Below are 15,492 nucleotides of genomic sequence, written 5' to 3' on the forward strand. Positions count from 1 at the left end.
TTCCTCTACCCCGTCGATCGGGGGAGAGGTGGCTCGGCGAAGCCGAGACGGAGTGGGGGTCGACCTGGCTCGGACGTCGAAAGCCGCGCCATCCGACTCAGCCCGGCGAATTTTTGCTCGAACTCTGCGTCGCGCTGCTCAATCAGTCGCGGGTGAGGGCGCCGCGGAAGGCGACGGCGGCAAGGATCAGGCTGGCGATGGCGTTCCAGCCGGCCAGGGACAGGCCAAGGATGCGCAAGGCGGCTTTGTCGCAGGACGGCGGCACGAATTTGTCGAGCGCGTCGAGCACGCCCTTGCCGCCGGTGTCGACCGGCCCGGCGCCTGCGGTACAATCGGTCGGGCCGGCCCACCACTGCCATTCGACGCCGGAGTGGTAGACGCCGAGATAGAGGCCGTAGAGCATCAGGATGCCGCCGACGGCCAGCAGGCCGCGCGTCAGCCAGCTGGGTGCGTGCAGCATCGATGCAATCACCGCCAGCACCATCAGCGGCACGCCGATATAATAGGGCGTGCGCTGTTCGAGGCAGAGGTGGCAGGGGATGTAGCCGCCGAGATACTGGAAGGCGAGCGCCGAGCCGACGGTGGCGGCCATGGCGACGGCGAGGAACAAGGCGGTCAGCGTGCGCTGGCGTCCGGTGTCGGCATTCATGGTCGCTGTCATTTCAATCGGTCCGTCCGGCTCGCGATGGTTCTGTTCAGAACGCGTATTTGACCAGGATATAGAGCAAAATCAGGGCAGCCGCGCCGGCGCCGGCGATGAGGCCGAGGCGCTTTTCGATGAATTCGCGGATCGGTTCGCCATAATGGCGCAGCAGCCAGGCGAGCAGCAGGAAACGGCCACCGCGGGCCACGATCGCCAGCACCACGAACAACAGCAAATTGACGCCGATGACGCCGGACAGGATCGTCACCACCTTGATCGGCGGCAGGTGGGCAGCGCCCGACGTGATCAGCATCAGGACGATGAAGCCGACGCCTGCCCCTGCGCGCAGCGCTTCGAACTCGTCGTACTTGCCGTAGAATTCGAGGATCGGCCTCGCCACCGCGTCATAGGCGTAGTGGCCGATGAACCAGCCGGCGATGCCGCCCAGCACCGAGGCGACGGTGGCGATCAGCGCATAGCGGTAGGCGCGATCCGGCCGCGACAGCGCCATCGGCAGATAGAGCACGTCGGCCGGCACCAGGAACACCGAGCTTTCGACGAAGGCGATGAAGGCCAGCCACCATTCGGCGGATTTGCGGGCCGCCAGCGACAAGGTCCAGTCGTAAAGTCCGCGAAGCATCGGCACTCCTAATGCGTGTCGTTCCATTGCGCAGGCAGGTTGGGGTTAACGGCATGCACAGAACAAAGACCCAGAGCACGCCATCCGTCCCCGCAGACGTGCCGCGCTTTGATGCGCCGCCTGTCTAGAAAGATTTTCCGCGCTGCACAATGGCAGCCCCCTCACGAAATCGAAAGGCGCAGTTTGGTCGCATCTTGAGGGCGCCGGAGAATTGGCCAGTTGACGAACAGCCCTCCAACCGTATAGTCCCGCGCCATCCAGGCCGCCCGGCCTGAGCCCCTATGGCGGAATTGGTAGACGCGCTCGACTCAAAATCGAGTTCCGCAAGGAGTGCTGGTTCGATTCCGGCTAGGGGCACCATCCTACACTCTTCGAGCTTCGGGTGGGACAATTTAGCCTGTGTTTGTTTTGGGATCCGCTTGTGCGCGGCAGCGCCGGCGTTGCGTTCCCGGTTGGCCTTTTGGTGTATCGTGGTCTGCTGTTTCCCATGCTAACGCTTGCCGGCCCTTGTTCGCCTGCAAGTGCCCCTTCAGGCTGATCGGCGCTTTTCGCTCAACAAAACTCGCAGATGCGGTAACGCCGCATGCGCCACCGCCTTGGGTGGTTGCGTGAACATGCAAGGCGGTTCCGCAGCGCCTAGAAGGCAGGTCTTTTGCCAATCCAATGTAAGGGACCAACAACCGCCGCAGACACGCGGGGCAATATTGATATTGTTCGGGTAGGCGTAATAGCCGATCGGCGTTGGACCGAAAACGACACAACACGGCGTCCCTACACAGCTTGCGATATGAACAAGCCCTCCCTCCATGTCGAAATGCATGGACGAGTTCGCAAGAACGGAGGTGATTTGCGGCTGTGTTGTCTTGGAAGAAAGGTTGTAGTCGGCCGAACTGAGGGTGCCTCCTACCACGCCGACTTGGACAACAGGAAGATCCGGCAACTGCGCCTTCACCTCTTTCACGACATCATCCAAGAACGGATAATCTCGCGTAGCTCGAGGGCGACCCGACTCCTCGCTGAAGGAATTATGGACAGTAATGTAGGGTTTATGGTCCAGTCCCAAGCTTTGAACCAAGGACGCATCCTCAGGTAACGGATATTGATGGCCGCCAAAGGGCACACCGCTGACATGGTTCAGAAAGGTGTCTCGCCTCACGTTCTGAAATTGGGCTACAAGTGCTGGATGGAAGTCCAAATGAGGATGCGCATCGATCGCATGCGAAAACATCTTCCGATACGGTGCGATGCTTTGCAGCATTGCCGAAAGCGCCGGCCACCGTTCGGCAGCGGCAGAACTCATGTGCACAAGATCTACGGTGTGTGTGAGCTGCAGGACAAGAAGATATCGATGCGTGACCCACGTAAATACGCGTTTCGGAGCTTCAATGAAAGTTACATCCGGGAGAGGCTCGTAAAGCCACCCCATTCCGCCCGTTACGGAATAGACGTCGATCTTTGCGCGGCCAAAGTGGCTCAGCAGATCGCGAATAAACCGGACGGCCACGATATGGTCGCCCATGCCGCCTGTTACACGAATGGCAATGCTGTCTCGTCGTTCTACGTTGATCGCTAGATGAAGTGCTAACGCCGCATTCTTGAAGCCGTTGCGCGTCCTGCGTGAGAAGCGCGTAAGGCCTCGATCTTGCCTGCTCATGGCGATTCCTAAGCTTTGACGTTGAACATTCTTCCAAACGGTATCTACGCCGCCGCCGCTCCAGATGCTATCCAAGGGCATGGAGCGCTCGGCGATGCAATGATCGAGCCGGGACTGATGGCGAGGAGACCTGCGGCAGCCATTTCATTTTTCATGGCTCGGAATCCTCGCTCTGGCAGGGATCAAGACGCTTGCTGAGGGCATCCACAGACACGGAAACCGTTGGAATGCACTCGACGTTTCGACGGCCTCGAGTTCGGTGTGCCAGAAGGGCGGCGACGTCATGCCGATCACCAACACGTCCGTCGGCTCGACGTGGCCACCTGCGTACCGATATGCCTCAGCAGGCGGTCAAGACGCTTTGCGCGTCCCGCCGGTGGGGCCGCCGTCATTGGCCGCGCCGATCTCGCCAGCCGCCAGCAATTCGTCGAACGTCCGTTCGAGATCGGCATTGTCATCGGCTGCCGGTCCGCTGGGGGGATCCTGGCGTGTCAGCGTTTCCAGCCTTTGGTGAAGCTGGCGGTTCTCATCGCGGCAACGGGCATGCGCGAGTTCGTCGGTCTTGCCGCGCAAGCGGAGATCGGCGAGTTGAACCTTCACCGCGCCATAGTCTCGGCGCGCCGCGTCGCGCTCCTGGCGCAACGTCGCAATCTCGGTTTCCGAGGTTTGGCGCCGATGCTCGGCCACGTCCTCGGCGCGCTGCCCGACGCCCGGCGTTGCGCGGACCACGCTTTGATCGGCGGCGCTGCGCTGGAGCGAGCGCAACCTCTTTTCAAGTTCGACGGCCCGCTCCTGCGCGGCGGCGGCGCAATCACCGAGAACGCCGCGCTGATGCTCGAGCGTGGACAGCCGCACCTGCAGGTCCTGCTGCACCAGCATCTGCGCCGAAAGTTTGCCGGTCAGTCTTTCGTTGTGGATCTGGTCATCCGCGACCTTGGAACGAAGCAGCATGGTGGCCTGTTGCAAGCTTGCGAGCCGCCATGCAACGTCCTCACGCGCCTGCTCGGCGGCTTGCCTGGCGATGATCTCGTCGCGAAGTTGCCCCGACACGCGCGCCAGGTTACGGCCCAGACGCTCGACCTCTACATTCGCTTCGAGGAACCGCGTTGCGCGCTGGCCGGCATGCCTGTCCGCTTGCGCAATGGTCTGCCGTGCCCTGTCGAGTTGGACCTCCAGGTCGGCGATGGTCTTGCTCGCGATCGATAGCTCGCGCGATTTTCGCCCAAGCTCTTTCGAGGTGCGATCCTGCAAGCGTTGCAGCTTCGCCACCTCTTCCTGCAATTCCCATTTGTCGGTATCGGGAGCGTCGGCATCGTGCGTTTGCGCATCAAGCCTGCCCACATCGTGGTCAACCAACGACCACGCCAAGTCGTCAACGGCACGTGGATCCAGCCTGTCGTTGGACAAGGGCGAGGAGCCGCGCATGGCGCGGGCCTGGCTCGAGCCCGTCCGGGCCGAAGTCGAGCCGAGGGAGGCGGCCAGCGTGTCTGACTGGGCCAATCCGGTCACGGGCTCCTCTTCGAAGAGAGGCAAAGCTTGATACGTTGCGGCTCGAATGCTTCGAATCAGTTCGTCGAAGTCTTCGTCGGCCCTTCGGACAACGGCGCTATCCTCCGCACTGATGTGCCGGGCGCCGTTGGCCTCATGATTCAGCGACATTTCTCTCTCATCGCTACCGAATCACTAGATTATCGTGAATTAAGAACAAGAATGCGAGTAGGTTTTATCGGCTTTCACTGGAAATTTCTGCGAGAAATCTCGTTTTTTTATAAGCAGAGATCTATATTCGCGTTTGCCTGCTGGCAACCGAAGTAAATTCCCGGTCACCCACCCGTCAAATATTTGCAGCGAAGATATGCCATTCTCCAGAACCGCACCCTGCCTTTTCTCAGCGCCGCCCCAACAGGCTCTTCATGCGGTTGCGCAGCAGGCGGGCCATGTTGCGGGTCTCGCGGTAGAGGTGCAGTTGCGAGGCGGCCTGGCGGGTGAGGCGGTCGGCGTCCGGCGCCAGGCCGATCACCAGCGTGCCCATCGGCTTGCGCTCCGCCCACAGCCGGCTCATCACCGGATGGTCGGGCACCGCGCAGGAATCGGTCATCATGATGTTGGGATCGTCGAGATGCTGCCTGGTCACCTCGATCATCAGCAGCGTGCCGGGCGAATAGCTGGCCAGCGTCTCGTCATAGGCGGTCTTCCAGGTGTAGGCGATGCCGGCTTCGACGAAGACGATCAGGCAGGCGATGGTGCGGCCGTCGAGCGTCAGCGAATGGATGCGGCACATGTCCTGTTCGGCCAGCCGGTGCACGGCTTCGCGGGCGAAGGCGGCGCGGAAGCGGTCGATCGCCATGGCGGTGCGTTCGCGGCCTTTCCAGCCGGCCGCTTCCAGCGACAGGAAGCCTTCGATGGCATGACGGATGTCTTCGGGGCCGCGCGCCACGACATGCTCAAGCTTGCCAAGGTCGCCAAGGCGCCGCTTCAGGCGGCGGAACTCGCGATAATGGTGCGCGCGCAGCGAGGCCTTCAGATAATCATCTCCATCGAGCTCGCTCTCCAGCGCCGGGCGCTGGATCTGGCCGGTGGTGACCAGCGTCAGGCCGCGCGCCTCGGCCACGGTGGCAAGCAGGCTCGCCACTGGGCCATCGAGCCGGACATCGGCCAGGACGAAGACTTTCGGCAGCTTGAGGTGCGGGCGCGACAGCATCGAGAAGAAGTCCTCGACGACGCCGACCGGATCGTCGCGGTCGACCAGCGGCGTGCCGAGCGGACCGAACGGGCTCGACCATGTGCGCATGACCGGCACGCCGAGCGGCACCACCGGCCGCTCAACCGAGAACGGCACCAGAAGGCGCAGCCGGTTGCGGTATTCGTCGCCGTCGCGGATGACCGCCAGCCGTACCTCGCGATCCTCCAGCCGCGGCATGGCGGGTGCAAGGAAACGCGGGTTGAAGAACACGTTGGGCTCGACCGTGCGGGCGCTGAGATAATCCAGTTCCTCGACCAGGTCGAAGCCTGCCGATGCCGGATAGATGGCGAGCTTGCGCTCGGGCCGGTTGTTGGCGAGGATCTCGATATGGGCGGGGTCGGCGTCGCGGGTCAGCCCGGCAAGGCCCGACACCATGGCGCCGGCGGTGCCGCCGCTGGTTTCCTCAAGCAACGGGATGGCAGCCATCACGCGGCTCCTTTCGGGGCTAAGAAGATGAGCATGGCGATGCCGAGCTTGCGCCACACCGTGAAGGAGAGCGCGCCGGCTTCGAAGATCATGGCAAAGGCGGTGGCCATTGCCGCGCCCCAGAGACCGAACATGGGGATCAGCACCACATTGAGGGCGATGTTGAAGGCCAGCGTCATGGCATAGACGGCAGCACAGATGTTCTGGTTGCCGCTCATCGTCAGTAGGCTTTCGCAGGGGCCGACGGCGGCCCGCGCCACGACGCCGAAGACAAGCAGGAACAGCAACGGATAGCCGCTGCTGAATTCAGGCCCGAACAGCATTAGCATCGGCTCGCCGAGCACCAGCACCAGCAGCGCCATCAAGAGCGATGGCCAGAACGTCCACGACACCGTCTCGCGGGCAAAGGCGGCGAGCCTTTGCGGGTCGCCATGGGTGAACTGGGCGTAGCGCTGGGCAACGCCGGCCTTGACGGCGAAGTAGACGAAATGCACCAGCGCCAGCGTCTTCACGGTGGCGAAATAAACGGCGACGTCGTTGGGATCCATATAGGCGCCAACCATCAGCACATCGGCATTGGTCAGCAGGAAGAAGAAGCTCTCGACCAGGAAGATCGGCAGCGAGACGATGAACCATTGCGCGAAATGCACCTTCATCGGCCCTGCCGGGATCTGCCGTTCCATGCGCTGGGTGACGCCGACGAGTTGTCCCAGCGTGGTGATGTAGGTGGCGGCGATCGAGGCGAAGATGGCGGTCCTGGCATCGGGTGCGTAGCCCACGAACAGCATCAGCGCCATGAACAGCAGGATCAGCACGGGCCGCACCAGATAGGTCGGCGACAGGGCAAACAGCGCCCAGCTGTTGGCGCGTGCCAGGCCCGACAGAAGGTCGGACATGGCAATCATCGGCAGGCAGATGACGCCGAGGATGAACGGGATCACATAGTAGTTCTCGATCCAGGGTGCCGCCAGCCAGACGCCGAGCGCGCCGAGCCCGGCAATCAGCGTGGAGGCGATCAGCACGAACAGACGGCTGGCCAGTACGATGCCGCGCAGCTCATCCATCAAGCCGCGCTCGCGATATTCGGGAATGTAGCGGATGACGGAGGTGTGGAAGCCCAGGCAGGCGAGGTTGCCGACGATGACCATCGTCACCCAGACGAGGACGAAGATGCCGTACTCGAACGAGCCCATCCAGCGTGCCATCAGCACCTGGCTGACGAAGGCGATCACGGCGCTGACGATGCGAACCGAGAAGGCGATGACCGACATGCGGCCGGCCTCGCCGCGCTCGTCGGCGGTGAACAGCACGGCATCGATGCGGCCAAGCAACGGCCCCATGCGCAGCGCCCAACGCTGCGGCAAGAACCGCCCGGCAGTCGTGGCCGCGGAAAAGCGCACCCCGATTTCTCTCCGTTTTCCGCTTCTTTTCAGGGTTCTGTGTAGCGGAGACACATTAAGAAAACGTGGGTGGGGGAGCGACGCGGCACGCGCTTTCGTCATGTCGATTGCATGACGAAAGGCGACCGGACGCCGGAGTGGCCGGAGGCAACGGGCACGCGGCCGGCGAAAGGAGGCTTGCAATATCCAATATTGTAGCTCAGTCGGATAGAGCGCCGATTGCCAATCGAGATCGCGGGTTCAAGTCCCGTCCATCCCTTAGAAGCAGTCAGCGGTTGGTCTGAATGGCGTGGGGAAAGATATCTATCACATGCGACGTGCGGTTTTGACAGTCGCGTAGTCCCATTCCATTTCGATCAGCGGTAGCGCTTGCTCTAATCGCTTTGCGGCCAGAACCTCATTGCAGCACAAGCGAATGATGCTCAACTTGTCGAATTTGTCGCCTTTCGGGGTAATGCCATATCGTTTTGCAAGCTGCTTCATGTCGCCGTCTATCGCGATAAGAATTGCGTCGTTTTCCATGGCGGTTATGCATACCACATCGTCCGGCGTACGCTCCGGCAAGGCGTTCCTATGATAGATTACTGCGTGCCCGAATTCTTCGAGTTTTCTGCCAACAGAATCAGGAACACCGGCGTCCAGAAAGGTTCGAAGCGTGGGCTTCTTCTTGCTCAAGCAGCGGCATCGTATTTTATGGCCGCCGCGATATCCGCCTCCGTGAGAGTTGGATATTCGCGCTTAATATCCTCGACGGAATAGCCGGCATCATGGAATGCCTTTACGCTCCGGACGGGAATGCGAGTTCCGGCAATGACAATCTGGTTGTTAGCCACGCCGCGATGGCGGTCAAACTTACCAATGTCATCGCTGTCTCGCTTGTTCATCGCTTGGACCTGCTCACGCAGAGTGCCGACGACAATCCTTAGAGGAATTTGCAGAACGGCCTGACCGGATCCCGCTTCCTGAAGCGTGTCGTCGTCCCTTCTAATGACGACTCGCTTGCCTAGGACATACAGCGTGCTCTTAACCCACATATCATCGCCAAGGTGTGCGAGATCGCCCTTAACCTCTTTCAGATGCGAGAGCGTTATCCGCGTCTCATTCCGAAGCTGATTGAGAACCTTGAGCGAAAGCAGGTCGCGAAAGGAATACAGGCGGGAATAGGTCCGATGATCACCGCCATAGACGATGCTCGGAACAAAGAACTGATCACGATCCCATGTGCCAAGTTGGCGCTTGCTCACACCGGTCAGACGAGCGGTCTGATCGATAGTGAAAGCAGCAATGACCGTGTTTGAGTCTGGCGTGGCCATAATGCATCCTACGCGCGCTTTGAGGCCATAAAAAGAGGCGATTTGCCCACGAATGAAGCCCGCTTGTCACTTTCGGAAGCTTTAAGATCCGGGCGGCTGGAGGAATTTATTGTTGAATAGGAAGCCGCTGGAATTGGTGCTCTCGGTGAGGTCGCCTTTCTAGAAGCGGTCCCAAAGTGATCAAACACGAGCGACAACCAGATCAAACACAGCGTTCTACATCATCACCCGATAGTTGGATCGGAAAGTGAATTCCGCAAGGTAGCAAGCGCGGCGCCCCCCTCTGGCCTGCCGGCCATCTCCCCCTCAGGTGGGGAGATTGGCCAATCGCGGAACCCAGCGCCGCCCCTCATCCGCCCTTCGGGCACCTTCTCCCCGTGAACGGGGAGAAGGGAAAAAAAGCGCCGCGCCCTTACGCGAACGCGCCGTGGCAGTGCTTATATTTCTTCCCCGAACCACACGGGCAGGCTTCGTTGCGGCCGACTTTGCCCCAGGTGGCCTGGTTGTTGGGGTCGCGGTCTTCGGGAGCGACGATGGCGGTTGTCTCCGGGCGGACCAGGAGGGCGGTTTCGCCGCCTTCGAAGTCGTTCTCGCCGGTGGTGCCGTCGATGTGGGTGCCGAACATGTCGGGGGCTTCCGGCGGCGGCGCTTCGGCGGCCTGGCGGACCAGTTCGACGCGCATCAGCTGCGCGGTGACGGCCTGGCGCAGATTGCCCAGCATGGCCTGGAACAGCTCGAACGCTTCGCCCTTGTACTCCTGCAGCGGATCGCGCTGGGCGTAGCCGCGGAAGCCGACGACCGAACGCAGATGGTCGAGATTGACGATGTGCTCGCGCCACAGATGATCGAGCGTCTGCAGCACAACCGAGCGCTCGACATAGTTCATCACCTCGGGGCCAAAACGCTCGGCGCGCTCCTTGGCGGCGGCTTCGGCGGCCTGCCCGATGCGCTCGCGGATGTCGTCTTCGGCAATGCCCTCTTCCTTGGCCCAGTCCTCGACCGGCAGGTCGAGGTTCAGGAACTCGGCGATCTCGGCCTTCAGCCCCGCAACGTTCCACTGCTCGGCATAGGCGTTTTCGGGAATGGCCTTGGCGACGATCTCGTCGATGACGCCTTCGCGCATCTCGGCGATCGTTTCGGACAGGCCTTCGCCGTCCATCAGTTCGATGCGCTGCTCGAAAACCACCTTGCGTTGGTCGTTGGAGACGTCGTCATATTTCAAAAGGTTCTTGCGGATGTCGAAGTTGCGCGCCTCGACCTTCTTCTGCGCCTTTTCCAGCGCCTTGTTGATCCACGGATGGATGATCGCCTCGTCTTCCTTGAGGCCGAGCTTCTGCAGCATGCCGTCCATGCGCTCGGAGCCGAAGATGCGCATCAGGTCGTCCTGCAGCGACAGGAAGAATTTCGAGCGGCCAGGGTCGCCCTGACGCCCGGAACGGCCGCGCAACTGGTTGTCGATGCGGCGCGATTCGTGGCGTTCGGTGGCCAGCACATAGAGGCCGCCGGCGGCCAGCGCCTTTTCCTTCAGCCGCTCGATGTCGGCAATGATTTCCTTTTCCCGCGCCTCGCGCTCGGGTCCGGCCGGCATGTCGCCGAGCTCTTCCTCGATGCGCATCTCGGCATTGCCGCCGAGCTTTATGTCGGTGCCGCGGCCGGCCATGTTGGTGGCGATGGTGATGGCGCCGGGCTTGCCGGCCTGGGCGACGATCGCCGCCTCGCGCTCGTGATGGCGGGCGTTCAGCACTTCGAAATCGGTAAAACCTTCCTTGCGCAGGCGCTCGGCCAGCTGCTCGGACTTTTCGATGGAAGTGGTGCCGACCAGCGTCGGCTGGCCCTTGGCGCTGGCTTCGCGGATCTCCCTGACGATCGCCTTGTATTTCTCCTCGACCGTCCGGTAGACCTCGTCGTCCTCGTCGATGCGCACGACCGGCAGATTGGTCGGGATCTCGGTGACTTCGAGACCGTAGATGTTGCCGAATTCCTCGGCCTCGGTCAGCGCCGTGCCGGTCATGCCGGAGAGCTTCTTGTAGAGGCGGAAATAATTCTGGAAGGTGACGGAGGCCAGCGTCTGGTTCTCCGGCTGGATCGCCACATGCTCCTTGGCTTCGAGCGCCTGGTGCAGGCCTTCCGAATAGCGGCGGCCCGGCATCATGCGGCCGGTGAACTCGTCGATGATGACGATCTCGCCGTTGCGGACGATGTAGTCCTTGTCCTTCTGGAACAGCCGGTGCGCCTTCAGCGCGTTGTTGACGTGATGGACGATGGCGACGTTCTCGACGTCGTAGAGCGACTCGCCCTTGAGCAGGCCGGCATCGCGCAAAAGGTTCTCGAGCTTCTCGGTGCCTTCCTCGGTGAAGATCGAGGTCTTCTGCTTCTCGTCGATCTCATAATCCTGCGGCTGCAGCTGGATGATGAAGGTGTCGATGGTGTTGTACATTTCCGAACGGTCCTCGAGCGGACCGGAAATGATCAGCGGCGTGCGCGCCTCGTCGACCAGGATGGAATCGACTTCGTCGACGATCGCGTAATTGTGACCGCGCTGCACCATCTGGGCGCGCTCGTATTTCATGTTGTCGCGCAGATAGTCGAAGCCAAGCTCGTTGTTGGTGGCGTAGGTGACATCGGCGGCGTAGGCGGCGCTGCGCTCCTCGTCGGACAGGCCGTGGACGATGACGCCGACCGAGAGGCCGAGGAACTTGTAGACGCGGCCCATCCATTCGGAGTCGCGGGTGGCCAGGTAATCGTTGACGGTGACGACGTGGACGCCCTTGCCGGCGAGCGCATTGAGGTAGACCGGCAGCGTCGCGACCAGGGTCTTGCCCTCGCCGGTGCGCATCTCGGCAATACCGCCATTGTGCAGCACCATGCCGCCGATCAGCTGGACATCGAAGGGGCGCATGCCGAGCACGCGGCGCGCTGCCTCGCGGGCGGTAGCGAAGGCCGGGATCAACAGGTCGTCGAGCGTGGCGCCATTGGCGATGTCCTGGCGGAATTTCGCGGTGCGGCCGACCAACTCCTCGTCGGAGAGCGCCCGCATCTCGTTTTCCATGGCGTTGATCGCCTCGACACGGGGCCGGGTCGATTTGACCCGACGGTCGTTGGAGGAACCGAAAACCTTACGGGCGAGACCGCCGAGACTGACCATCCAATGGTCCTTTCGATAGAATTCTCAATCTTGAGATGAGCGCCGGCCGGCCCCATCAATTCCACGTGAACACTGGCAAACACATTAGTGAACACTGGCAAACACAAAAAGCGCCCGGAAAACGGTTCTGGACGCAAAGTCGTTGGACAGATAAGAGGGGGCTCAACTGATGTCAACGCCGCGCTGGCCCTGCTGGCTGCGCCAAATTCCGCCACAATCTGGCCGATCTGGAAGCACCCCTCTTAACAATCCCCACCGGAGTCCACCCTATGTCCCTGTTGTTCTGCCGCGCGTCGCTCGCCAGCCTTGGCTTGGCCGTCGGCCTGTCGGCCCTTTCGCTCTCGCCGCTGATGGCGCAGCAAACCGCTCCCGCCCCGGCGGATGCAGCAGCGCCAGCCGCGGCACCGGTCGATCCGAATAAGGTTATCGCCACGGTCAACGGCCAGCCCCTGACCGAAGCCGATCTGGTGCTTGCCGAAGGGGAATTGTCGCAGCAGTTCGCGCAATTGCCGCCCGAGCAGCGCCGTGCCGCAGCGCTCTCGGCTGCCATCGAGATCCGTGTCATGGCCGCCCAGGCGGTCACGTCAGGGCTCGACAAGGATCCCGACTTCCAGCGCCGCATGGCTTTCCTGCAGCAGCGCGCGCTGCATGGCGAGATGGTCGAGAAGGGCGTCGTCGACAAGGTCACCGACGCCGAGGTCCGCGCCCGCTACGACCAGGAAATCGCCAACACGCCGCCCACCAACGAGTTGCATGCCCGTCACATCCTCGTGAAGACCAAGGAAGAGGCCGAGGCCATCATCAAGCAGCTCGACGGCGGCGCCGACTTCCAGAAGCTCGCCACCGAGCACACCAGCGATCCCTCGGGCAAGACCAGCGGCGGCGATCTCGGCTGGTTCGGACCTGGCCAGATGGTGCCGGAGTTCGACAAGGCGGCCTCCGCGCTCGAGGTCGGCAAGTACACCGAGCAGCCGGTGCAAACGCAGTTCGGCTGGCATGTCATCAAGCTCGAGGACAAGCGCACCAAGCAGCCGCCGGCCTTCGACGACGTCAAGGACCAGGCCAAGCAGGCGGTCATCCGCGACAAATATTTCGCGCTGGTCAAGTCGCTGCGCGCCGGCGCCAAGATCGAGATCCCCGACGCGAACCTGAAGAAGACGGTCGATACGCTGGAAAGCGCCAAGTAAGACCGATAGGTCTTCGAAAAGGGCGCGGCAGCCAGGGGTTGCCGCGCCCTTTTTCATTGCCGTATTTTTAGGGGGCGGGCGCCGCTATGCCTCGCATCACGTAGTTGACCGCCTTGCCGATGGTGGCTTCGTTCTCGTCGAGCCGGTTGGTCAACAGATGTCTCCAGGCGAAGGAGGCGATCAGGTCTGCGACAACGGCTGAATCGATTTCGGCCGGGATTTCGCCCCTTGCCTTGGCGCGTTCGATGATCTGGCCGGTATGGGAGCGTCGGCCCAGCGAGTAGTCGGCAAGGGCCGCGGCAGCGGTCTCGTCCGACTGCGCCTCGGCGATCAGCGACCGGAACACGCTTCCCGACGATGTCTCGCGCCAGTGGGTGAACAGGTTTTTCAGGAAGCCGACGAGATCCTCCTCCAGCCGCCCGGTATCGGGAACCTCGACGCGCTTCTGGCGCTGATAGACCTCAAGCAGCAATGCCGCCTTGCTCGGCCACCAGCGATAGATGGTGGGTTTGCCGGCGCGGGCCCGCCGCGCCACCGCCTCGATCGAGAAACCGGCATAACCGGCTTCGACCAGTACGGCCTCGGCGGCTTCGAGAATGGCATCGGCGCTGTCGGGGTTGCGCCGCGCACCGATCGATCTGCGCGCCGGATCGGCGTCCTCGGCCATCTCTGTCTCCTCGCCAACACTATCGCCGGCAATATAGGCGACCCGACGCTCAAACGAAACGGCGCGTTTTCAAGCTTCGGGAACGGATGGTAGCGGCAGGGGTTAAGTTTATTCTCTGGAGTCTACGGCGTGTCGGTTGGCGAAGCTCCAAACGCAAAAACCCGCCGGGCGGCGGGTCACTGGCGCAAATCAGCACCATGGGCAAAAATGTAGCATAGCTGCCCTCACCGAGTCAAGAAAAAATTCCTATCGCCATGAGCACTGCCAGCTTGAATTGCCCGGCTGGCCGTGGGATCACGCCTACTGCATCGCCTGCGATGTCTCGGATTCGATACGCCAGCCGCCGCCGGCCTTGACCACCCCAAGCGTGACGCGCGCCTTGCCGGTCAGGCGTGCCGCCGACCTGTCCTTTGGAAGATAGTCGTAGCGCATCGCAAAGACTGCCTCGGCGCGATCTTCGCCCTGTGGAGTGACCTCCAGGCTGCCGGCCTCCATGCTTAGCGACCAGGAGGCCCACTGCGCGAACCAGTCGGCCTTGATCTTGACGATGGCGTCGGCGTCGTAGCGGGTTCCGAAGATGAAGGCGGATGGGCCGTAGAGCCGCTTGACGGTCTCGCTTATCGCCCTGGTGTCCGGCGTCAGATAGTCCTGGCGCAGGAATTTCTCGATCGATCCCTTGTCGTCGCCGACAGAGCGTTCAAGTGCGGCGACTTCCGTTGAAGGCGCCGGCGCCGCGGGCGGCCTTTGTGGCTCTGCGGGTTGTCCGTCCGAGACGAATTCGAAGCGTTCGAGCAGCGATCCCTGCTCCCAGGGGCGCTGGGTCTCGCGAGTTTGCGAAACCACGTCGCGGCGCACCGCGATCATCATGTCGTTGATGCTCTGGCCGGGCTCGGCGATGTGGCGCAGCAGGGCGGCGGCGAAAGGCGAGTTGCGTCCGCTGCCGTCCATGGCGACAGCGCCAGGTGCCGTCGAGAAGGCGATGAACGAGCCGCGCGTCGAATCGAATCGCGCCAGCCCGGCCAGCGCCTTCGCCGAGCGTGTGGTGGCGGTGCGGCTGAGACTGCGGGCAAACGGATTGTTGCGGCAGGCATCGAGAAACACCAGGCTGACCTTGGTCTGCTGTTCCATGATGTCGAGGACTTCGTCGATCGGCACGGCCTCGAGCTGCAACTTGACCGGCACGTCCAGCCTGGCGTCGACCGGCACGATGTAGTTGCGCCCCTCGACCTGCAGGCCGTGGCCGGCATAGTAGAAAAGCCCGACGCCGGCGCCCTGGAGCGCATCGGAAAACGCGCCGATGCTGCGTTCGAGTTCACGCTTGCCGAGATCGTTGCCCTCAATGACCTCGAAGCCGATGGAGCGCAGCTTGTCGGCGATGTCGAGGGCGTCGTTGACCGGGTTGGCCAGCGTGCCGGCTTCGGCGTAAGTGCCGTTGCCGATGACAAGCGCCACGCGCCGTTGCGGCTGCGCATCCGCGCTCAGCAGCAAAAGTCCCAGAAATGCCCATGCAAGGATCGCAAGCCTGCCCATGGGGCAGATCATAACGCCATCGGCCCCGGTGACGCCACCGGATTTGAAATGCAGGCCTAACCACGAGCGGGTTCGAGCTCCCGGGCAAGAGCGACGAAAACGCCCTTGCGCCCGCGCGGTCTATCGGGCAAACCGGCCTTCCCC

At 62.3% G+C, this 15,492-nt stretch carries 12 protein-coding genes and 1 tRNA gene; 2 read left to right on the forward strand and 11 right to left on the reverse strand.

The window, feature by feature from the left end:
• Positions 1–142: 142 nt before the first annotated feature.
• Both EOB59_RS19870 and EOB59_RS19875 read right to left on the reverse strand, forming a co-directional pair.
• Entirely contained in the window at positions 143–661 is a 519-nt protein-coding gene (locus EOB59_RS19870; RefSeq protein WP_127320840.1) for a disulfide bond formation protein B, read from the reverse strand.
• 34 nt (positions 662–695) lie between these two features.
• A complete protein-coding gene (locus EOB59_RS19875) occupies positions 696–1,283 on the reverse strand; it encodes a YqaA family protein (RefSeq protein ID WP_023811139.1) in 588 nt (195 codons plus the stop codon).
• A 275-nt stretch (positions 1,284–1,558) separates the two neighbouring features.
• Here EOB59_RS19875 and EOB59_RS19880 point away from each other — a divergent pair.
• A tRNA-Leu gene (locus EOB59_RS19880) sits at positions 1,559–1,643 on the forward strand.
• A 169-nt stretch (positions 1,644–1,812) separates the two neighbouring features.
• Here the strand turns inward: EOB59_RS19880 and EOB59_RS19885 are convergent.
• The 7 genes from EOB59_RS19885 to secA form a co-directional block, all read right to left on the reverse strand.
• Positions 1,813–3,018, reverse strand: a complete 1,206-nt coding sequence (locus tag EOB59_RS19885) for a hypothetical protein (protein WP_128289059.1) — start codon at positions 3,016–3,018, stop codon at positions 1,813–1,815.
• A gap of 270 nt (positions 3,019–3,288) precedes the next feature.
• On the reverse strand, positions 3,289–4,596 hold the full coding sequence (locus tag EOB59_RS19890) for a hypothetical protein (RefSeq protein ID WP_128289060.1): 1,308 nt from the start codon (positions 4,594–4,596) through the stop codon (positions 3,289–3,291).
• 229 nt (positions 4,597–4,825) lie between these two features.
• Positions 4,826–6,106: a GNAT family N-acetyltransferase gene (locus EOB59_RS19895; RefSeq protein WP_128289061.1), complete on the reverse strand. Its 1,281-nt coding sequence runs from the start codon at positions 6,104–6,106 to the stop codon at positions 4,826–4,828.
• Positions 6,106–7,506, reverse strand: a complete 1,401-nt coding sequence (locus EOB59_RS19900; protein WP_128289062.1) for a lipopolysaccharide biosynthesis protein — start codon at positions 7,504–7,506, stop codon at positions 6,106–6,108. The genes EOB59_RS19895 and EOB59_RS19900 overlap by 1 nt, the downstream gene beginning before the upstream one ends.
• Positions 7,507–7,812: 306 nt before the next feature.
• Complete coding sequence (locus tag EOB59_RS19910) at positions 7,813–8,181, reverse strand: DUF5615 family PIN-like protein (protein WP_128289063.1); 369 nt, start codon at positions 8,179–8,181, stop codon at positions 7,813–7,815.
• A complete protein-coding gene (locus EOB59_RS19915) occupies positions 8,178–8,819 on the reverse strand; it encodes a DUF433 domain-containing protein (RefSeq protein ID WP_128289064.1) in 642 nt (213 codons plus the stop codon). The genes EOB59_RS19910 and EOB59_RS19915 overlap by 4 nt, the downstream gene beginning before the upstream one ends.
• 412 nt (positions 8,820–9,231) lie before the next feature.
• A complete protein-coding gene (gene secA / locus EOB59_RS19920; protein ID WP_128289065.1) occupies positions 9,232–11,964 on the reverse strand; it encodes a preprotein translocase subunit SecA in 2,733 nt (910 codons plus the stop codon).
• A gap of 269 nt (positions 11,965–12,233) precedes the next feature.
• Here secA and EOB59_RS19925 point away from each other — a divergent pair, with 269 nt between their 5' ends.
• Entirely contained in the window at positions 12,234–13,151 is a 918-nt protein-coding gene (locus EOB59_RS19925) for a peptidylprolyl isomerase (protein ID WP_127809224.1), read from the forward strand.
• A gap of 67 nt (positions 13,152–13,218) precedes the next feature.
• Here EOB59_RS19925 and EOB59_RS19930 read toward each other — a convergent pair whose 3' ends face one another.
• Complete coding sequence (locus tag EOB59_RS19930) at positions 13,219–13,818, reverse strand: TetR/AcrR family transcriptional regulator (RefSeq protein ID WP_127809225.1); 600 nt, start codon at positions 13,816–13,818, stop codon at positions 13,219–13,221.
• A 300-nt stretch (positions 13,819–14,118) separates the two neighbouring features.
• Positions 14,119–15,348, reverse strand: a complete 1,230-nt coding sequence (locus EOB59_RS19935; RefSeq protein ID WP_127809226.1) for a caspase domain-containing protein — start codon at positions 15,346–15,348, stop codon at positions 14,119–14,121.
• Positions 15,349–15,492 lie beyond the last annotated feature (144 nt).

The sequence above is a fragment of the Mesorhizobium sp. M7A.F.Ca.MR.176.00.0.0 genome, from assembly GCF_004023165.1.
Lineage (GTDB): Bacteria > Pseudomonadota > Alphaproteobacteria > Rhizobiales > Rhizobiaceae > Mesorhizobium.